The 20,098-nt window shown below is 45.9% G+C and carries 17 protein-coding genes; 3 read left to right on the top strand and 14 right to left on the bottom strand.

The features are described 5' to 3' along the window. Positions 1-115: 115 nt before the first annotated feature. The 14 genes from serC to MHB43_RS09545 all read right to left on the bottom strand — a co-directional run bounded on the left by serC (position 116) and on the right by MHB43_RS09545 (position 17,474). Positions 116-1,204 carry a 3-phosphoserine/phosphohydroxythreonine transaminase gene (gene serC / locus MHB43_RS09610; protein WP_076209168.1) on the bottom strand — a complete coding sequence of 363 codons (1,089 nt, stop codon included), beginning with the start codon at positions 1,202-1,204 and terminating at the stop codon, positions 116-118. A gap of 397 nt (positions 1,205-1,601) precedes the next feature. Continuing rightward, the gene (gene glnA / locus MHB43_RS09605; protein ID WP_074094318.1) at positions 1,602-3,026 is read right to left on the bottom strand and encodes a type I glutamate--ammonia ligase; all 1,425 of its coding nucleotides are present in this window, start codon (positions 3,024-3,026) and stop codon (positions 1,602-1,604) included. A gap of 413 nt (positions 3,027-3,439) precedes the next feature. Further along, positions 3,440-4,504: a 3-deoxy-7-phosphoheptulonate synthase gene (gene aroF, locus MHB43_RS09600; RefSeq protein WP_221823004.1), complete on the bottom strand. Its 1,065-nt coding sequence runs from the start codon at positions 4,502-4,504 to the stop codon at positions 3,440-3,442. 289 nt (positions 4,505-4,793) lie between these two features. Then, a complete protein-coding gene (locus MHB43_RS09595) occupies positions 4,794-5,747 on the bottom strand; it encodes a 4-hydroxy-3-methylbut-2-enyl diphosphate reductase (protein ID WP_076209170.1) in 954 nt (317 codons plus the stop codon). A gap of 67 nt (positions 5,748-5,814) precedes the next feature. Beyond that, positions 5,815-7,275, bottom strand: coding sequence for a cell wall metabolism sensor histidine kinase WalK (locus tag MHB43_RS09590; RefSeq protein WP_237176203.1), 1,461 nt, complete (start codon positions 7,273-7,275; stop codon positions 5,815-5,817). A gap of 1 nt (position 7,276) precedes the next feature. Beyond that, the gene (locus tag MHB43_RS09585; RefSeq protein ID WP_076209172.1) at positions 7,277-7,966 is read right to left on the bottom strand and encodes a response regulator transcription factor; all 690 of its coding nucleotides are present in this window, start codon (positions 7,964-7,966) and stop codon (positions 7,277-7,279) included. A gap of 174 nt (positions 7,967-8,140) precedes the next feature. Next, entirely contained in the window at positions 8,141-9,802 is a 1,662-nt protein-coding gene (locus tag MHB43_RS09580) for a trypsin-like peptidase domain-containing protein (protein WP_339183530.1), read from the bottom strand. A gap of 147 nt (positions 9,803-9,949) precedes the next feature. Continuing rightward, positions 9,950-10,612 (bottom strand): response regulator transcription factor, encoded by a 663-nt coding sequence (locus tag MHB43_RS09575; RefSeq protein ID WP_339183527.1) that lies wholly within the window; start codon positions 10,610-10,612, stop codon positions 9,950-9,952. 18 nt (positions 10,613-10,630) lie between these two features. Continuing rightward, positions 10,631-11,656: a sensor histidine kinase gene (locus MHB43_RS09570; protein ID WP_091032721.1), complete on the bottom strand. Its 1,026-nt coding sequence runs from the start codon at positions 11,654-11,656 to the stop codon at positions 10,631-10,633. Between the two features lie 3 nt (positions 11,657-11,659). Then, positions 11,660-12,688, bottom strand: coding sequence for a cell wall-active antibiotics response protein LiaF (gene liaF / locus MHB43_RS09565; protein ID WP_339183524.1), 1,029 nt, complete (start codon positions 12,686-12,688; stop codon positions 11,660-11,662). Between the two features lie 184 nt (positions 12,689-12,872). Next, entirely contained in the window at positions 12,873-13,088 is a 216-nt protein-coding gene (locus MHB43_RS09560; RefSeq protein WP_221822994.1) for a hypothetical protein, read from the bottom strand. Between the two features lie 111 nt (positions 13,089-13,199). Continuing rightward, on the bottom strand, positions 13,200-13,739 hold the full coding sequence (locus MHB43_RS09555) for a 3D domain-containing protein (RefSeq protein WP_221823518.1): 540 nt from the start codon (positions 13,737-13,739) through the stop codon (positions 13,200-13,202). A gap of 428 nt (positions 13,740-14,167) precedes the next feature. After that, entirely contained in the window at positions 14,168-16,105 is a 1,938-nt protein-coding gene (thrS, locus tag MHB43_RS09550; protein ID WP_339183521.1) for a threonine--tRNA ligase, read from the bottom strand. Between the two features lie 415 nt (positions 16,106-16,520). Next, the gene (locus MHB43_RS09545; protein WP_405131832.1) at positions 16,521-17,474 is read right to left on the bottom strand and encodes a putative sporulation protein YtxC; all 954 of its coding nucleotides are present in this window, start codon (positions 17,472-17,474) and stop codon (positions 16,521-16,523) included. Between the two features lie 171 nt (positions 17,475-17,645). Between MHB43_RS09545 and MHB43_RS09540 the strand changes: the two genes are divergently transcribed. The 3 genes from MHB43_RS09540 (at position 17,646) to MHB43_RS09530 (ending at position 20,080) form a co-directional block, all read left to right on the top strand. Continuing rightward, positions 17,646-18,050: a hypothetical protein gene (locus tag MHB43_RS09540; protein ID WP_221822988.1), complete on the top strand. Its 405-nt coding sequence runs from the start codon at positions 17,646-17,648 to the stop codon at positions 18,048-18,050. A gap of 292 nt (positions 18,051-18,342) precedes the next feature. Then, positions 18,343-18,837, top strand: a complete 495-nt coding sequence (locus MHB43_RS09535; protein WP_076209182.1) for a cation:proton antiporter regulatory subunit — start codon at positions 18,343-18,345, stop codon at positions 18,835-18,837. A 4-nt stretch (positions 18,838-18,841) separates the two neighbouring features. Next, on the top strand, positions 18,842-20,080 hold the full coding sequence (locus MHB43_RS09530) for a cation:proton antiporter (protein ID WP_091014701.1): 1,239 nt from the start codon (positions 18,842-18,844) through the stop codon (positions 20,078-20,080). Positions 20,081-20,098: the final 18 nt, after the last annotated feature.

Raw genomic sequence — 20,098 nt, 5'->3', positions numbered from 1 at the left:
CATGTTGACGACAACCCTCTAATCTTAAAGAAAAGCCCTCCACACGTCAATGTGGAAGGCTCTGGTAAGGCACAGGATTAGACACAAAGGTCCATTACACCGTACCTATACTTAATTATCCATTTGTCTTCTGGAAGTGGCTCATGAAGTCTGTCAGTGCCTTAACGCTCTCATAAGGAGCAGCATTATAAATGGAGGCACGGAGACCACCCACACTGCGATGTCCTTTCAGACCTACAAATCCTTCTTCCTCCGAAGCCTTGATGAACTTTTTCTCCAGTTCCTCAGAAGCAAGACGGAAGGTTACATTCATGAGGGAACGATCCTCTGTTTCCACACAACCACGGTAGAAATCGCCTGAAGCGTCAATTGTGTTATAGAGCAATTCCGCTTTTTTCGTATTTTTTTGCTCAATACCAGCCAGTCCGCCCTGTTCTTCAATCCATTTCAATACTTCATTCACCATATATACCGAGAAGGATGGCGGCGTATTGTACAGGGAATTGTTATCTACATGTGTGCTGTAACGAAGCATGGTTGGAATCGTTTTAGGCGATTCGCTCACCAGTTCCTCACGGGCAATGACAACCGTAATTCCGGATGGACCCAGGTTCTTCTGCGCACCCGCGTAGATCATGCCGAACTGATTAAGATCAAATGGTTTACAGAAAATATCACTCGACATGTCCGCAATCAGAGGTACTGAACCGGTATCCGGGAACGATTTGAATTGCGTACCTTCGATCGTTTCGTTGGAAGTCAGATGTACATAAGCCGTACGTTCGGGCAAACTCAGATTCGAAACATCCGGCAATTTCATGAACTTCTCTGCTTCTGAAGATGCAGCAACATGCGTCTCGCCGATCAACTTCGCCTCAGACAGAGCCTTTTTGGCCCAGCTGCCAGTCATCACGTAACTTGCAGTCTGCCCTGCACCGAGCAGGTTCATTGGTAACATCGCGAACTGAGTGCTTGCACCGCCCTGCAGAAAGAGAACCTTGTATCCTTTTGGATTGCCTAGAAGCGACAACAACCGCTCCTGAGCTTCATTATGTACAGACTCATACACCGCTCCACGGTGAGACATCTCCATAATCGACATGCCTGTATTACGAAAATCTACAAACTCCGCCTGTGCACGCTCCAGTACCTCAAGTGGTAACGCCGCAGGTCCTGCATTAAAGTTATACGCTCTTTTTGTCACAAAATCCCCCGCCCTTTCCATCCGTAACTCTGACATACAAACAGCATTTTGCACAATTCGATTAGAATCGCTCACGGGTATAAGAGTTGGACAGGAAGAAGCATCCTGATCCAACCAACGTATAGACAAATTGAATCATTTTGATCTATATCTTACTTATTGAAAGTCGCTCTATGGATTTGTGCAAAATGCACTCAAAGTAAATATTATCGCTATGATATCAGTATTCTCTATCTGCTTCAAGGGCAATATGCACTGAAGTGTTGAATTCAGGTCATCAAATTCCTTTATCACCCTGCAAAGTTAAAGCACTACATTGTTTAATTCAAGGAAAAGCCTCCGAGAGCGTGTCCCGGAGGCTTTAAGTTGGAACAAGAACTGTTCCGACCCCGACCGATTAGCAGTCGAAGTAAAGGCTGTACTCGTGCGGATGAATGCGGATCGCTACTGCTTTTGCTTCATCACGTTTGAGGTTGATGTAGTTTTCAATGAATTCTTTTGTGAATACGCCGCCTTCAGTCAAGAACTCGTTATCAGCTGCCAATGCATCAAGTGCTTCTTCGAGGGAAGCTGGCACACTGCGGATGTTTTCTTTATCTGCATCAGACAGGTCATAGATGTTTTTATCGAGCGGACCATATCCAAGCTCAGTTGGGTTGATTTTGCGTTTGATTCCATCCAGACCAGCCATCAGCATTGCGGAGAATGCCAGGTACGGGTTAGCTGTGGAGTCAGGTGTACGGAACTCGATACGACAACCTTTTGGTGTCACAGCTGCAACCGGAATACGAACTGCCGCGGAACGGTTACCTTTGGAGTAAACCAGGTTTACTGGTGCTTCGTAACCAGGTACAAGACGTTTGAATGAGTTTGTACTAGGGTTAGTCAAAGCGATCAGTGCCGGAGCATGGTACAGGATACCTCCGATGTAGTGCAGAGCCATTTCACTCAGGTTAGCATATCCCGCTTTGTCATAGAACAATGGGGAATCGCCATCAAAGATAGATTGGTGAACGTGCATTCCGCTACCATTATCACCGAACAATGGTTTTGGCATGAATGTTGCTACTTTACCATATTGACGTGCAGTGTTGTGCACGATGTATTTGTATGCAAGCAGGTTATCTGCTGTTTTCTTCAGTGTATCAAAACGGAAGTTGATTTCGGCTTGACCCGCTGTCGCCACTTCATGGTGATGACGCTCGATCGACAGGCCTGCTTCTTCCAAAAGGCGACACATTTCGCTACGAATATCTTGCTGTGTATCCACTGGCGCTACTGGAACATATCCACCTTTAGTGCGAACTTTGAAGCCCAGGTTTCCGCCTTCTTCTTTACGGTTGGTGTTCCATGAGGCTTCTTCGGAATCTACATAGTAGGAAGAGCTGTTCGTGCCACTCTCATAACGTACATCGTCGAAGATGAAGAACTCGGATTCAGGTGCGAAGAATGCCGCTGTACCTACACCGCTCTCTTGCAAATAAGCTTCTGCTTTAACAGCGATGCTGCGTGGGTCACGCTCATAACGCTCGCCATCCGGAGTGAAGATATCACACATAACATTCAATGTAGGGTGTGCAGTGAACGGATCGACATAAGTCGCTTCAGGGTCTGGCATCATAACCATATCAGACTCTTCAATTCCGCGGAAACCTTGGATCGAAGAACCGTCAAAAGCTACTCCATTTACGAACGTGTCTGCATCAACAGCCGAAGCTGGCAACGAGATGTGATGTGCACGACCAGCTAAATCTACAAAACGAAAATCTACCCACTCGATGTTATTCTCTTGAATTGATTTCAATACGTTTTCAACCGACATGTATTCGTCCTCCCAAATATTCCGAACATTAAACAACCCCACTAAGAAAATGTCTAAATTCGAATTTTTTTCTGTCGTCATTATAAATTTTAAAACATGACATCGTCAATACTTATGTAAGGTATTTTTTGAAGGTATGTTAGATATACTCACATTTTATAAATAACTTAAATTCATATAACAACTACATTTATATATATTTAACTGGTTTAATGCGGTAAAGCGACCTCTATTTTAACCTAAATCATGGGAAAAACTTCACATCATAAATGTTTCTTATCACCATTGATTAATAAATACGTTCAAAACTGCAAATTATGCAAAAAACCGAGCATCTATCTGATTCCGTCGCAATGAACGAGACCAGATGAGATGCCCGGATGATGATCCAGACCTTGATTATGAAATTCTTATTACACGCCTACACGTGCCGGGAAAAATTCTGCCGGTTGTTTGGCTGTGCTGAATGATTTACCCACGATTGGTGCCAATTTCTCCAAATCCTGCAACAGGTTAGCGAATTGATCAGGGAACAGGGATTGCACACCATCTCCTGTCATGGAGTTATCCGGATCGGTATGCATTTCAATGATCAAGCCATTGGCACCCGCAGCAACGGAAGCTTTTGTCATCGGTTCCACCAGTTCACGTCGTCCAGTACCATGGCTCGGGTCAGAAATAACCGGCAAATGGCTCAGAGACTGTAGAACAGGGATCGCTGACAGATCCAGCGTATTCCGTGTGTAGGATTCAAACGTACGAATACCACGCTCACACAGCATAACATTTGGGTTACCACCCGCAAGAATGTATTCAGCCGCATTCAACAACTCATCGTATGTCGCACTGAAGCCACGTTTCAACAATACCGGCTTGCCACACTCACCCAATTTGCGGAGCAGGTCAAAGTTCTGCATGTTACGTGTACCTACTTGCAGAATATCTGCGTACTCGGCGCAAATATCCACATACTCAGGTGTCATGACTTCTGTAATGGTCAGCAGATCATGTTTCTTGCCTGCTTCCGCCATCATGATCAATCCTTCTACACCCGTTCCCTGGAAGCTGTAAGGACCCGTACGAGGCTTAAATGCACCACCACGTAACACTTGCCCACCAGCAGCTTTCACAAGCCCTGCAATCTCATCAATCTGTGCAGCGGATTCAACCGCACATGGTCCGCCCATGACAACAAGTTCTTTTCCGCCGATATCTACACCTTTGATGGAGATCACCGTATCTTCCGGATGGAAGTCGCGGCTTGCCAATTTGTAGGACTTCGAGATTTTCACGACATTCTCGACACCTTTCATTTGGCGAAGATGCTCTTGCATTTTAGGTTCAACTTTACCAATCAAACCAATGATAGTACGATCCTCTCCGCGAGAGATATGCACCTGAAGCCCTTCTTTTTCAATAACTGAAACGATATCCTGAATCTGTTCCTCCGGTGTAGCCTTGCCTGCAATAACGATCATATTAATTCCCATCCTTCCTTGTATGAGAGCACAATCATTTCTTAACGTGCGTCTGATTAAATATAAGAACTCTGTCGCGCTTAAACGCTTGTTCGCTTTTAAGCTTTTATCCGTTAAAGTGAATATACCATAGTTCTCTTATTGCGTCAAGGTACACATTCCTTATCCATATACAAAAAGAACCCTGCTCCACAGGCTCCGACATTCGGATCTGCGTAACAGGATTCTTCTCATTCACATCTCGTTTTTAATTCACATACACTTAGACTTATTTTTACATTAGTTGCGCCTAAGGTGTACGTGTTTTTTCTCTAACTGGAGGCAGCAGTTTGCTCATGTTCACGGTACGTTTGATTTCCCACGTCTCCGGCTTGTCATGTTCATACTGCTCCAGGTAAAGGATGACTTCCTTCGTGATCGGTGTTGGTGTTGATGCACCCGAAGTAACCGCCACCTTATTTACACCTTTCAGCCATTCTTGCTGAATCTCGGAAACATCGGATACACGGTAGGCCGTAACACCCGCAATCTCCTCCGACACTTGTGCCAGACGGTTAGAGTTATTGCTGCGAGGATCACCCACCACGATAACCAGGTCCGCTTGACCTGCCTGTTCAGCAACAGCTTCCTGACGAACCTGAGTTGCGAGGCAAATTTCATTATGAATCTCAGCTCCCGGAAACTTCTCCAGCAGACGGCTCATAATGTGTTTGATATCCCACTGGCTCATCGTTGTCTGATTCGTAATAAGGATCTTGCCTGAAGGTACGTTCAGTTCTTCGATCTCTTCTTCCTTCTCGATCAGATGAACGAGGTCTGGCGCAACGCCAACAGCACCTTCTGGTTCAGGATGATTCCTTTTACCAATATAGATAATCTGATAACCTTCTGCTGTCTTTTCGCGAATGAGATCATGTGTCTTGGTCACATCAGGGCATGTTGCATCCACTGTTGTCAATCCTTTGTCCCGTGCCAGCTTACGCACTTCAGGAGATACACCATGAGCTGTAAAAATAATCGTGCCACTCTCCACTTGGCTCAAAATATCCATCCGGTTCGGACCATCCAATGTAATAATACCTTCATCTTCAAAGGAATCCGTCACATGTTGGTTATGCACAATCATACCCAATATATAAATAGGTCGTGGTAAATCCAGATTGCGTGCCGCTTGACGCGCGAGCACCATCGCATCCACAACGCCGTAACAATATCCCCGCGGCGAAATTCGTAATACTTCCACTTGGTTGCCACCCGCTTTCTTTCTCGGCAACGTTGCCGATGTAATTGCAGTCCTGTCTATTATACCTTTATTCGATAGGCGGAGCAAAGACAACCGGCAACCAGATAATAAAGGTGGTTCCTTCTCCACGTCTGGTCACAACCTCAACCGATCCATGGTGTTCCTCAATAATCCACTTCGCAATTGAAAGTCCCAGACCGATGCCCGGTGTAGCCCCACGGGATTCATCTGCCCGATAGAAGCGATCAAAGATGAACGGCACTTCGTCCCGATCCATCCCAATACCGGTGTCGCTGATGCGCAGTCCCACCTGGCCCTTGTATAATACGGCATCCAGCGTCACAGAGCCTTCAGGTGTGTATTTAAACGCATTTTCGATGAAAATAAATAACATCTGTTGCAGATAGTCCTTGCTACCGTTCACATAAATGCCGTTCAGGATGGAAAAATCTCCTGGAAGCCAGTCTGCCTGACGATCCAGAAATTGTGCTCTGCGTGCCACTTCCTGTACGAGTATCTGCAGCGGGATCGGATTCAGTTCAATTTTCTGACCCGTATCCGCTCTCGCCAGCGATAACATGTCGCTGATCAGCCTGCTCATACGTTTTCCCTCGTCAGCCATGTCTTCAATGGCTTCCAGCGACATTTGCTTGACGGTCTCCTCATCCAGATTCGGTCGGTCGGTTCCCTCCTGATCCCATAACTTCTTCAGGAAGTCCACGTTCCCGCGAATGGTGGTCAGCGGTGTACGCAGTTCATGTGATGCATCGGATACAAAGCGGCGCTGGGCAGCATTCGTCTCCTCCAAACCACGGAATGACAATTCTGTACGTTCAAGCATATTATTCACCGTTTCAATCAGACGCCCGATCTCATCCTTTGGCCCCGCATATTGAATACGTACACTTAAGTCATCTCCCGATTGAATCTGGTTCGCGGCATCAATGACATTCACGAGCGGACGCATCGACTTCCGGGCCAGAACGAGACCTGAGGTTATAGCCAATGCCATAGCCACCAGCCAGCCAAAAACCAAAATATTAAGCAACGCTTCCAGCAAGCGCTCCTGTGAACTTACATTGGCTCCTACCTGAAGAATTCCACGTACTTCATTGGTACCTTGAAGAGAAAGGGGAAGCTGATTCACCAGAAACGGTGTACCGTCCACATAGATCTTGGATATGCCACGCTCTTTAAGTATCTCATTGGCTTTTAGTACCGGAAACTGAATCTGCAATTTCTCCATATTACCCGAAATCCTGCCTGAGCGACTCTGATAATCCCAGAGTTGAATATAGATTTGTGCCTCTTGAAGCTGACTCTCTGTAAATGGGTCCAGATCCAACGACTGTGAAAGAGGATTAACACCGATCTGCTCCGTAATCCGGGTACTCTTCACCTTCAATTGCTGTTCGACTTCCTGATAGGAGTTAAAATAAACAAAGGCATAGATTACAACGCCCCAAAAGATCAGAACAGCCGCCAAAATGCCAGAATACCATGCGGTTAATCTTAACCGGATGGACATATCAAGAGTCACCTCTCAGAATATAGCCGGCTCCCCGGATGGTCTGGATTAGACGCTTGCCACCGTATTCTTCGGTCTTCTGTCTGAGCATGGCAATGTACACTTCAAGCACGTTAGACTCACCGCTGTAATCATAACCCCAGATTTTATCCATAATCAGATCACGGGACAGTACCCGTCTTGGATTTTGCATGAACAGATTCAACAGTTCGAATTCTTTGGCAGTCAGCTCCAGACGCTGCCCATCTCGCAATACTTCACGTGAGTCATTGTCCAAAATGATATCTTCATACATTAAGCGGTTGTCCGGCGTACCCCCATTATCAGACTTGCGGCGCAGCAATGCGCGGACACGTGCCAATAATTCTTCCAGCGCAAAAGGTTTTACAAGGTAGTCATCGGCTCCCGTGTCCAGTCCGGTCACTCGGCTCTGTACTTCATCCTTGGCCGTCAGCATCAGCACAGGTACTTTGCTGCCTGCTTCTCTCAATCTGCGACATACCTCAAATCCGTCAATCTGCGGCATCATCACATCCAGCACAACGATGTCCGGCTCCTTGTCCATCAGTTTGCTGAGGCCTTCAGCTCCATTGGAAGCCGTCTGTACCTCATATCCTTCAAAAGCCAGCCCCCGGCGGAGCATGGATACAATTTTTTCGTCATCATCCACAATCAAAATAGTTGAGCGCATGGTCTTTCTCCTTTATCCTAACGTTTTATCCCATTGTAACAGGCAGAAGCACAATCTGCATCTTCAAGTAGGCGGTCTCCATTCCGTACTGGTCCATTGTAACCTTGCTCCATCAGGGCAAAAAAAACGGAAGGGCCTTCAAACCCTTCCGTTCTGTTAATCCTTAACCGATATTTATGGTTGCTGCTGTTGTGTACCTGTTGTTTGTGAAGTATCAAAATCATTTTTGTTACCGATTTTGATTTTCAGATCCATTTTCTTACCGTCACGCACCACGTTTAATGTCACTTCACTGCCGATTTCCTGTTTCTTGATAAAATCAATCAGATCTTGACTTGTGGCGTAAGGGGTACCGTTCGCACCTGTAATGATGTCATATGCACGAAGATCTGCTTGGTAAGCCGGCGATTGGAAGATCGTGCTGGCTACAACTGAACCTTCGGTCACATCTGTTCCCATTTGTTTAGCGACTTCAGGTGTGAGAGCCATCAAAGATGCACCGATAAAGGGTACTGGCTCTTTGGGAACTTCTTTGTTCTCTTTAAGATATTTAACCGCTTCAGAGATGACACTTGATGGGATCGCAAAACCAATCCCTTGTGCGTCTGCGCTTACTGCAACGTTCATACCGATAACTTCCCCGTTCAGGTTAAGCAACGGACCACCGGAGTTACCCGGATTAATCGAAGCATCCGTTTGCAGCAAATGGCTGTACTCACGTGTTTTTCCTGTTTCTTCATCTGGAATGCTGATTGTACGTTCTTTGGCACTCAGTACACCTGCTGTAACCGTGTGTTCGAATCCTTCAGGGTTACCGATAGCTACAAGCCACTCACCGACTTGAGTACTATTGGAATCACCCAGTGGAGCTACAGGGAACGCATCGTCACCACTGTTTTTCTCAATTTTCAATACAGCCAAATCCAGATCAAAGCTGCTTCCCAGCAGTTTAGCTTCATAAGGCTTGCTGTTGTTCTCCAGGGTTACCTGGATTACATCTGCACCCTGTACAACGTGTTGATTCGTCAGGATATATCCTTCTTTGTCAAAAATGAACCCCGAACCAATGCCCATAGGCACAAGCTGATTACTGCTTTGTGGTTGCTGGCTTTGGCCTTGATTGCCTTCCGTTCCGCCCCCATTACCAAAGAAGTATTGGTACAGCGGATCACTTGTATTCGATCCACCCTGACCCAATCCTGTACGTGAGGACTGCTTCGCGAGTGTTTCAATTTTAACGACAGCCGGACTTGTACTTGTTACTACGGAAGACACATCTTCTTTGCCTGTTGGCAGTAACGACGCTGTGACATTGTTGCCTCCGCCTGTGTTTGTGGATGCTTCCTGTCCTGAACTTTGATTGTCCGTGTTCATAAGTGCCGTCTCCGGTGTGAACATGTTTGTTCTATCAGCTGTGTACATGAGAACAGTGATGACCAGCATACCGGCAATAAAGGAAAATAGAAGTGATCTTACGGAAGAACGCGGCTTGCGGTTATTATAGTTCCAGTTGCCTTTGCCGCCATTCCCTTGATCTCCACCGTTACCTGAGCCGTTTCCGCCGCCTGATGATCTTTTCGCTTGTTCAGATGATTCACTATTATAGTAAGTAGGTACGGGTCTCACCGGATCAGGTTTTGTAATCTCTACATTTCCTTCTTCACGCTGATTAGTGCTTCCCATGTGATTTGCTGTATCTTCCTGATTCACGGACTGAAAAGGTCCATAAGAATAATAATAGGAGGATTCGTCCGTTCCGGAAGAATTGCGGTTCTCCGTTTGTTTGGTTTCGTTTTCCTCGTCTTGACGGTTCGATCTATAGTTGCGTTCGTCCATGCCTCTCTACCTCCCAATCTCTTATTCCCAAGAGATATTCTTTAACTGTTCTTATTTTGTACTTTAAACCTTAACCGTACCTTAAAAACAATTAAAAAGGAGATAAAAGCACGTAAGAATACATTCTTTTCCCCGTCATGACAGCATTTACCCTTTCGTTTTCACCCAACCCTGACGATGCGCATAGATGGCCAATTGTGTACGATCGTCCATCTCACATTTCATCAGCAGGTTGCTCACATGTGTTTTGACGGTTTTGATACTGATATGTAATTCTTCCCCAATGTCTTTGTTGGTCTTTCCCTCTGCAATAAGTAGCAACACTTCCTTCTCCCGTTCAGTCAGACCCGATTCACTCTCTCTCGCTGTACGTTGTCTGATTCCCCGGGTTAACGCCTGCGACACATCACCTGTCATAACAGGCATGCCTCTATAGGCCCCTTGAAGAGCATAGATCAGTTCTTCAGCAGAGACTGTCTTCAGTACATAACTTACCGCACCCGCTTCAATCGCTTGCACAACCAGATCATCCTCCAGGAAACTGGTGAGCATCACAATTTTCATCCCTGGAAATTCAGTCATGATGGCTTTTGTTGCTTCAGCGCCATTCATTACCGGCATCATCAGATCCATCAGGATCAGATCCGGCATTTCACTATCATTTAACTTACGCAACTGATCAAGCGCATCCTGCCCGTGGCCCGCTTCCCCCATCACATGAAAAGTAGGTTCCAGCATCAGATACGTTTTCAGCCCCATTCGAACCATGTCATGGTCATCCACAATCATTACGTTTATTTTCCCACTCATTGCGTCTCCCCCTCTAGTTCATTCAGATACATTCGGAAATTTCGGGATCAATACCCGTACCGTCGTTCCCGCTCCCGGCTTTGATATAATCTGAACTTGCCCCCCAAGCTTCTCCGCCCGTTCACGCATGGTAGATAACCCGTATGAACCCGGACGCTCCGCTTGCTGCAAAAATCCCTGACCATCATCGCTGATGCTCATGCTGATCTGATGTTCACTCTCCCGTATGGACAGACTAACCACTCCCGCCTCTGCATGCTTCACGACATTCGCAACAGCCTCCTGAATAACAAGAAACAGCTGGTGCTCAATGGCATCCGAGATTCCGCCATCCAGTTCCAGCTCTTTCACACCTTTAAGACCATTCTGCCTGCAATAATCAGGAAACCAACTATCCAGTGCTGCGGTGAGGTCACGCCCTTCCAGCTCCACCGGTCGAAGTTGGGCAATAAGTCCTCGCATCTGACGCTGTGCAATATGTGACATCTGGATTAACTGGTCCAGTACTTTACCGCCATGTTCAGGATTCATCTCCAGCAGACGAGGTAAGGACGAAGCCGACATATGCATGGCAAACAGCTGCTGGCTAACCGTGTCATGAAGATCCCTTGCCATTCGTTTACGCTCTTCAAGCACAGCCCGCTCCGAGGCTTGCTCCTTCTCAATGACTTCCTGCTCACCAAGGCGCTGAAGCAGTCTCATCTTTTTCTCAATCGAATCCATCATGACATTGAATTCCTGATAGACACGACCAAACGAAGCATCATCCGCTTCAGGCATACGCACCGCCAGATTACCCTTGGACACTTTCAACATGTTGAGATCAAGTAGGTCGATCTTGCGTTGGAGTCGTAATGCAGCGATATATCCGGTGATAACGGTGGCCAGCACAACAACGGCAACATAGGTCCATGCCCGCTGACGACCAGCCCCCATCAACACCTCTCCATACAATAGATAGAATCCGCCCAGCGTAATTAGACCGGTTAGCGCAAAATACATCATCAGTTCCCATTTATTGGCCTTGAGAATTGTTCGAATCATGCGTTAACCCACCTTATTCACTTTGACGTCTCCGATAAACACACTTACAATAATCCGTACCTTTTTGCTTGCTTCATGGTAATGGGCAGTTTCAGCCTGGGCACTACTCAGGAATCCGCCGCGTTTCTGGTTCAACAGTGACATATCTCCAATGAAGGAATTAGTCGTCACCGTCACACCCAGATCCATATCTTCTGGAACAAATACTTTCACATCCCCAATAAATGAAGAAATGACAATTTTCGTCTCACCGTATGGAATCTGTGCTTTGGTCAAATCAATTACGGTATCTCCGATAAAAGCCGAGATGTTCATGGGTTTCAACGAGAACACTTCTTGTCCCATGTACAAATCCCCAATGAACGCTGATTTATTAATGGTATTGCCACTGCCATAATTCCCATAACCATTTCCGTACCCATCATCATAATGTTCTCCATATCCGGTATCGTTAGAGTTATACGATTGATGTTTCTTCTTATATTGATGCCCTTGTGATGATGAATCCGTTGATCCTGTGAAATGAGGGCCATGTGCATCGTTCTTCTGTTCCTGTTTTGGTTTGCCAAATGTTTTCTCGAACTGTTCGTCAAACGACGACGGCATCTCCAGATCCTCAGGGGACAACGGTTTATATGGTTGTTCTGTTGCTGGAGGTGGCTGCATCTTGTCATGATGTTTCCGATCTCGACGTCGTGGCCCAATCAGTACGAACAATCCTCCGCCAATCAGCATAATCGGAATCAGATAACGGATGAACTCCCCCATGGAGTAATCAATCCATCCCAGGTTACGGGCTAGGAAGTAACCACCGATCGCCAGTACAATTACCGGTCCAATAAAGGCGTAACCCCCGTTGCGACGAATCTCGGAGATTCCTTTGACCCCCCACCAGATTAGAAATAACGGCCAATATGTTCTGAAAATATATCCTACATCAATGTCATATCCCAATTGTCTGAACAAGATCATCGCACCAATAGCAATAAGAGGTATGCCAACCCACCAGCGGTCACGCGTCGATCGTTTCATCGCTCATGTCTCCTTTGTCTGTATTATGTATCCAGTGTAACTCAGACAGAACAATGAGAACAGCGGCGGCAGATGGAAGTTATCTCGGTCTCGAGACTGAGATGGGAGGATATTTATGTAAAAAATCCGCATATGTAAAACACCCCGGAGCTGCTGCTCCAGGGTGCTGAATCTTTATCTTCAATTATTTCTGGAATTTCCCTGCACGGCCTTGGTTTGTTTGACCCGTGTTTTCTACACCGAACTCGGCATTGAATTTTTCATCAGGTGTTTGGAAATTATCTTGTACTTTGTTTTGAGCGGATTGTTTCACTTTAGCTGCTGCATTCTCTTCTCCAAACTCTGCATTGTACTTCTCGTTTGGCGTTTGGTACCCTTGTCCTTGTGATTTCTTAGCCACAACGAATCACCTCTCTCTTCATATTTACGTTGCATTGCTGCACCGCGGGGTTCGTCCCCAGTCAATATTATGTGAAGAGAGCACTTCAGTTATTCATGTGACCAGGTGAAATTATATGGCCTTGTCCAGCCACGAGTCCGGTACGGATTTGTACACGTCGATCGCATCTGCCAACTCGCTGAGCATCTTTTCTGTGCATTTCCCAGCGCCTTGCCTGATCACCTGTACCTCCACATCCTTTTTGCCCCACTCTTTGTACACTTGCTTGGTTGTCGGGAAATACAGATCGATCTTATGGCCTTTGATCGCTGAACCGGTATCTGCAACAATTCCGTAGCCATAGCCCGGAATATACAGAATGGAACCCATCGGGAACAATTTTGGATCAGCTGCAATCGTGGAGACCGTTTCTTTATCACGGCGTACTTTGACACCAGAATACGTAATTCCATATTGAGGATGTTTAGGCCCTTTTCCTGTAGACTCCACTCCTGCCGTATATCCCGTTGCTGTAACCTTTTGTGTACCCAGGATTTGTTCTGAACGCGGAGCAAGCACCGGCATAGACGGATCCGCCACTTGTTTTTCTGGAAGTTCAGGTCTTGGAATGAGCATTGGTTGTGGTGACCACAATAAAGCCATATACACCATGGTCGTCAGCTGGGCCTCATCGCTGTATTGATGGCTGACCTGTTCTGGAAATTCTTGATCCGACTTGCTCGAATTTTCAATAATCGGACCTTCAATGCCGCTGCTCTGACTCTCGACATGCAGTACTGTACTTTCCTCTTCAAATGTATAGGCATCCGCCTGATTCAGGTTAATCATCATTCCGGCGAACATCACACAGCCAACCAATAAACCCCGTATATGTTTCTTCTGAATTGAGAATTGCTTTTTCATTGTATAACCTCCCCCTCACTGCAAAGGTTTTCCAAAAAGCAATTAATCTATACTTTTTACTGCAAACACTACGAAAAAACGCCTGAACAACATAGGTCAATCCCATGTTATCCAGGCGTTATGCAGAGTGATCAGCGCAACTTATGCACTGGTTATCCGATAGATCATTTGTTCATTTATACCAAACGTGTTGCGATTTCTTCTTTCAATTGAGCGATTATTTCATCGACCGGTTTCATGCCCAGATCGCCTTCTCCACGCTTACGCACGGATACTGCTTCTGCATTACGCTCATTCTCACCAACTACAAACATATAAGGCATTTTCTCAAGCTGCGCCTCACGGATTTTATATCCAAGCTTCTCATTCCGCAGATCGGCTTCAGCAGAGATTCCCGCACGTTTCAGCTTCGCTTCCACTTCACGCGCATAATCGTCGAAGTTTCCGGATACTGGGATCACTTTTGCCTGTACTGGAGACAACCACAATGGGAAAGCTCCTGCAAAGTTCTCCAGCAAGAATGCTGTGAAACGTTCCATTGTACTAATTACACCGCGGTGAATAACGACCGGACGATGTTTTTGTCCGTCATCTCCCACATATTCAAGTTCAAAGCGCTCAGGCAACAGGAAGTCCAGTTGAACCGTAGACAATGTCTCTTCTTTGCCCAGGGCTGTTTTGATCTGTACATCCAGCTTCGGACCGTAGAATGCCGCTTCACCTTCAGCTTCATAGAAAGGAAGATCAAGTTCTTCCACAACTTCACGCAGCATGCGTTGGGACATTTCCCACATCTCGTCGTTCTGGAAGTATTTCTCGGTATCCTTCGGATCACGATAGGACAGACGGAAACGGTATTCGTTAATACCAAAATCCTTATACACTGTTTGAATCAACTCGATAACACGAGCAAACTCTTCTTTGATCTGATCCGGGCGTGCAAAAATGTGTGAGTCGTTCAGTGTCATTGCACGTACACGGTGCAGACCTGTTAATGCCCCCGACATTTCATAACGGTGCATCATGCCAAGCTCCGCAATACGGATTGGCAGATCACGGTAGCTGTGCATGCTGGACTTGTACACCATCATATGGTGAGGACAGTTCATTGGGCGCAGAACGAGTTCCTCGTTATCCATAACCATTTTCGGGAACATGTCTTCCTGGTAGTGCTCCCAGTGTCCAGATGTTTTGTACAATTCCACGTTACCCAGAACCGGTGTGTATACATGCTGGTATCCCAGGCTTTCTTCCAGATCCACAATATAACGCTCCAGAGTACGGCGCAGCTTCGCGCCGTTAGGCAACCAGATTGGCAGGCCTTGACCGACCAGTTGGGAGAATGTGAACATTTCCAGCTCTTTACCCAACTTGCGGTGATCCCGTTTGCGAGCTTCTTCAAGGAAGTGCAGATGCTCGTCCAGCTGTGCTTTTTTCACAAAAGCCGTACCATAGATACGTTGAAGCATTTTGTTTTTGCTATCTCCACGCCAGTAAGCACCCGCGACATTCATCAGTTTGAACACTTTAATTTTGCTAGTCGATGGGACGTGAGGACCACGACACAAGTCGAAGAATTCACCTTGCTCATAAATCGTGATCACGCTGTCCGCTGGCAAATCACGAATCAACTCAAGTTTGTAAGGATCGCCCACTTCTTCAAACGTTTTGATCGCGTCCTCGCGGCTAACTTCCTTACGTACAATTGGCAAGTTCTCGTTCACAATACGTTCCATTTCCTTCTCGATCTTTTGCAGATCTTCAGGATTGAGCGCATGTTCGAGGTCCATATCATAGTAGAAACCATCTTCAATGACAGGGCCAATACCGAGGCGTACCTCTTTGTTACCATATAAACGTTTCACTGCTTGAGCCATTAAGTGAGCTGTACTATGACGCATCACTTCAAGTCCTTCTGGTGAATCCAGCGTTACGATCTCCACCAATGCTCCCTCATGAAGGTTTGTGGACAAGTCCACCACGATACCATCCAGCTTGCCGGCTACGGCATTTTTGCGCAATCCGCTGCTAATTGAAGCGGCTACATCCTCAATGCTGCTGCCATCCGCATACTCACGTACTGAACCATCCGGTAATTTAATGTTCACTGCCATTTGTCTCATTCCTCCTGTTAATGTAACCTTCGAGTCCAGATATTTATGGACTGATTATCTATTGCTATTCCAGTCATTTTGCAAAGGAACGCAAAAAACACCCGTCCCGGCAAAGGGACGAGTGTTATATACTCGTGGTTCCACCCTAATTCAGCTGATTCATCCATATTCGGAAATACAGCCCTCATTGGCATGACGATAACGGGCATGACCCGGCAGATCCTTACTCGCGGATAATCCACCATAAAGGCGATATTCTAACTCCACTTTCAAAATTGCAGCTACAAAGGGGTAAACCATACGTGATATCCGGAGGAAATTCCAGCCTAGGTTCCTCTCTCTGCACCGATCTTGCGTGTGGTTGTTGTCTTTGTCAACGCTTTTGGTTCAATGGTTCTCATGAAAAATTCATGGATCAACAGTTATTATAATTGCCGAGATCACTTGCGTCAAGACCTGTCAACAATCCTGAGCGCAGCACTTCGCATTCCGGGCAATGATGACATATTTGCACTTTGTCTTCAAAGATCTGGCATATGGTCGAGATGATTGGCAGATCCGGGGTGCGTGTATGGAGCATGACCTTCTCAGGAGAGATCGAGATGAGTGTACTTACAATCATATCTTCAATATCCATCTCCAGTTCCAGACCCGGCATTTCCACAACAACCTGTTCATCCTTTTGCACGGGTAAAATATTAAGTCCAGCATCCAGGACCTGAAATTCATGCATTCCCTTGTGTACAAGATGAACTAGTGGTACTTTGGCTTCTTGAAAAAACACAAAATATTTTAACAGCCCCATAAACTCTTCATATTGCCGATCCATCCAGAACTCATCGAGCGCATACTCCACTAATTCCTGAAGTTCCTGCTTATATGGCCGTATACGGAAATTGATAATACCTTCAAGGTGAAAAAAGTGAACATCCTCCAGATCCTGCCGTAGTCCACTGGCTAACGTAGTACGGCGGCGCTCCCGAAGTCCGGGCTGATCCAGATCACCATTTAATAGAAGTGGCATGCAGATTCGATTGACCTTCTCCACCTCATGCTCATCCATGACAGAACACGCTTTGGCGATCATATCCTCCACCATGCCTCGTTCCTGTGTCTCCATAATGAAGTCGGCGAGTCCAAGGGAGAGCAGATCACTGATCCGGGGAAGCCATTGCTGGAAGTCTTCGTGATTCTCATTCCCTCTGCACACCCAGGTTGCTCTTCCATCATTATGTTTGAAGGTGAGCCGGAATCCTCTTTTATTTATATGTAAACCTTTGGTTTTTTCCTTGACACAACGATAAAATTGATCCGCTTCCTCTTGCCCCGATACATCGGTCCATACAGCAAACAGTTCCACAAGAATCACTCCTTTCCTTCCTGTTCAAAGTATATGGCAAGGCCGATGGGGATATACGAAGCGGATTGATGGAAAGCGTGTCATGATTTCTCAGTATATTATGAAGAGGTTTGGAGTTAAGACAAAAATGTGTTATTATTTTAATAACAGTATGTTTCACGGAAAAGGAGGGAAGCCAAAATGAGACAACAACCTAGAATACTCCACTACACTATCATTATCATTTTGTGCGTTTTCCAAGCCTTGTGCTTCCCTATTCCGATGCAGACCGAATCTGCCGTTGGGGTGTCTGTAGAAGCAACTTCCAACAAGGAAGTGCTGTTGCAAATACCCGAATCCCAGCAGAAACCTGTCATTCGCAAATACCCACAAGTCATGTCCAAGCTGATTGCGGTTACGCATAATAAGCCTGTCTTTCTTGTCCTCGCATTGGTATTGATGCTGCGAATCCCTACAACGGGTCTGTCCTTTAAACCGTGGTATTGTCTGTTTAAACGCAGATTATTTCTGCTACCTATTAAGTTTACCAGCATGTATGTATCCCTCACCCCTATAGCACCAAAATACGTGAACGCTCTTCACTAGCCGTTACGACGTATTTACAGGTTGCTTTTGCATGGAGACACCTCTGTATCTATAAGACGGTGTGCTTGTGCATAACTTATAACCCTTTTAGCACACGTTAGATAAACCAATGTTATGACAGTACCTATTTTTTTGTACCCACACCGACAAATTCAAATCATATGGCTGTGTCAGGAATTTCTGGCTCTGTTTACCCGCATCTTTTGATGTTCCTTTGAGCAGCAGATTAACATTTTCGGGAAATAAGCCTGTCTTCTGTGGCCAGCCCCTAATTATAAGGAGGCAACAATCCATGGATGTACGCGAAACAGACTTGCCGGGAATTGGCAAAAAATTTCAAATTGAAACAAGCAGCGGTGATAAAATTGTCATTATTATTCACGATGACGGTCGCCGGGAAATGTACCACTTCGAGTATGATGATCCCGATCAAAGCATCTCGATGATCACACTTGACGATTACGAAGCACGACAGATTGCTGCTATTGTTGGCGGATTAACTTACAAACCAAAGCAGCTTGAAAATATTGAAGTAACGTTTGACGACTTGATTATCGAGTGGTACAAAATCGAACCATCCTTTGCAAGTATCGGCAAATCCATCGGTGAATTGGACGTACGTCAGAACTCTGGGGCAACGGTTATCGCCGTTGTAGAGAAAAATCACAAAAAACATATCAGCCCAGGTCCGGAGGTAGTTATCAGTGCAGAATCCACGGTGGTAGCCGTTGGCGAACGCAATCAGCAGAAACTGTTTAAATCCCTCCTCCTGACTGGAAGGGGGTAAATAGATGGATCATTTGATATTCGAAGTAGGTCTGGCCCTTGTGCTCATTGCGGCAGCCGGCCTTTTATCGGCAAAACTAAGATTTTCGGTTGTTCCGTTTTATATTCTGATCGGGATGGCCGTTGGTCCACATGCCATGAAAATCTGGCATCTGGACTTCCGCTTTATTGAGAGTCAGCCTTTTATTGAATTTATGGGTCGGATCGGTATCCTGTTCCTTCTCTTCTACCTTGGACTTGAATTCTCGGTAGGTCGTTTAATTAAATCGGGTCGCTCCATTGCAGTTGGCGGCTCGATCTACATCGGCATTAACTTTACGCTGGGATTAATTTTCGGTTTTGTGTCCGGTTTCCCAGTTGCAGAAGCACTTATTATCGCAGGTATAACTACCATCTCTTCCAGTGCCATTGTGGCCAAGGTACTCGTCGATTTGAAACGAACAGCCAACCCGGAAACAGAGATGATATTGGGTATTATTATGTTCGAAGATGTATTCCTCGCTGTATATATCTCGATCTTGTCCGGACTTGTGCTTAGTGATTCATCCTCCATCGGAGGCGTCATCATGTCCGCACTTATTGCCCTTGGATTCATGCTTATCGTGATTATCCTTGGACGCAAAGCAACACCGCTACTAAACAAATTGCTTAAAATAAGATCGAATGAGCTATTCTCTCTCGTTGTATTTGGAGCCTTGTTCCTGGTAGCTGGTTTCTCTGAGACCATTCATGTTGCCGAAGCGATTGGTGCATTACTGGTTGGTCTGGTGCTTGCTGAAACAGAACACGCGAAGCGGATTGAGCACTTGATTCTACCGTTCCGTGACTTCTTCGGAGCCATCTTCTTCTTCAGCTTTGGATTGTCCATTGATCCTTTGTCCCTGGGCGGCGAAGCCGTATGGTTAGCTCTGATTGCAGTTGTTATTACATTGTTCGGTAACTTCCTGGCGGGTATGTTGGCAGGGCGCAGTGCAGGACTATCGCCCAAAGCATCGGCGAATATTGGATTAACCATTGTGTCACGGGGTGAGTTTTCCATTATCTTGGCCAACATGGGTAAAGCCGGTGGACTGTTGCCAATGATTCAACCTTTTGCCGCGCTGTATGTCCTAATTCTGGCCATTCTGGGTCCTTTATTAACCAAAGAGTCCAAACATGTATTCCGTTTATTGGATAAAATATTCAAGTTCAAAGATCCTCGGAAAAAGAAAGAAGAGCCAAAGGTCCTACAGAAAGAAGGATAATTCCTATGTCTGTACAGA

It is taken from the genome of Paenibacillus sp. FSL H8-0317, assembly GCF_045040685.1.
In the GTDB taxonomy this organism is placed as follows: domain Bacteria; phylum Bacillota; class Bacilli; order Paenibacillales; family Paenibacillaceae; genus Paenibacillus.
Note: the sequence above shows the minus strand (reverse complement) of the source record. Positions and strands in the feature narration are given on the sequence as shown.

Bases quoted from the DNA above. Each gene is read 5' to 3' on its own strand.
- glnA (WP_074094318.1), bottom strand. From the start codon at position 3,026: ATGTCGGTTGAAAACGTATTGAAATCAATTCAAGAGAATAACATCGAG.
- aroF (WP_221823004.1), bottom strand. From the start codon at position 4,504: ATGATCGTTATTGCAGGCAAGGCTACACCGGAGGAACAGATTCAGGAT.
- MHB43_RS09590 (WP_237176203.1), bottom strand. From the start codon at position 7,275: ATGTCCATCCGGTTAAGATTAACCGCATGGTATTCTGGCATTTTGGCG.
- MHB43_RS09585 (WP_076209172.1), bottom strand. From the start codon at position 7,966: ATGCGCTCAACTATTTTGATTGTGGATGATGACGAAAAAATTGTATCC.
- MHB43_RS09580 (WP_339183530.1), bottom strand. From the start codon at position 9,802: ATGGACGAACGCAACTATAGATCGAACCGTCAAGACGAGGAAAACGAA.
- MHB43_RS09575 (WP_339183527.1), bottom strand. From the start codon at position 10,612: ATGAGTGGGAAAATAAACGTAATGATTGTGGATGACCATGACATGGTT.
- MHB43_RS09570 (WP_091032721.1), bottom strand. From the start codon at position 11,656: ATGATTCGAACAATTCTCAAGGCCAATAAATGGGAACTGATGATGTAT.
- liaF (WP_339183524.1), bottom strand. From the start codon at position 12,688: ATGAAACGATCGACGCGTGACCGCTGGTGGGTTGGCATACCTCTTATT.
- MHB43_RS09555 (WP_221823518.1), bottom strand. From the start codon at position 13,739: ATGGTGTATATGGCTTTATTGTGGTCACCACAACCAATGCTCATTCCA.
- thrS (WP_339183521.1), bottom strand. From the start codon at position 16,105: ATGGCAGTGAACATTAAATTACCGGATGGTTCAGTACGTGAGTATGCG.
- MHB43_RS09540 (WP_221822988.1), top strand. From the start codon at position 17,646: ATGAGACAACAACCTAGAATACTCCACTACACTATCATTATCATTTTG.
- MHB43_RS09535 (WP_076209182.1), top strand. From the start codon at position 18,343: ATGGATGTACGCGAAACAGACTTGCCGGGAATTGGCAAAAAATTTCAA.
- MHB43_RS09530 (WP_091014701.1), top strand. From the start codon at position 18,842: ATGGATCATTTGATATTCGAAGTAGGTCTGGCCCTTGTGCTCATTGCG.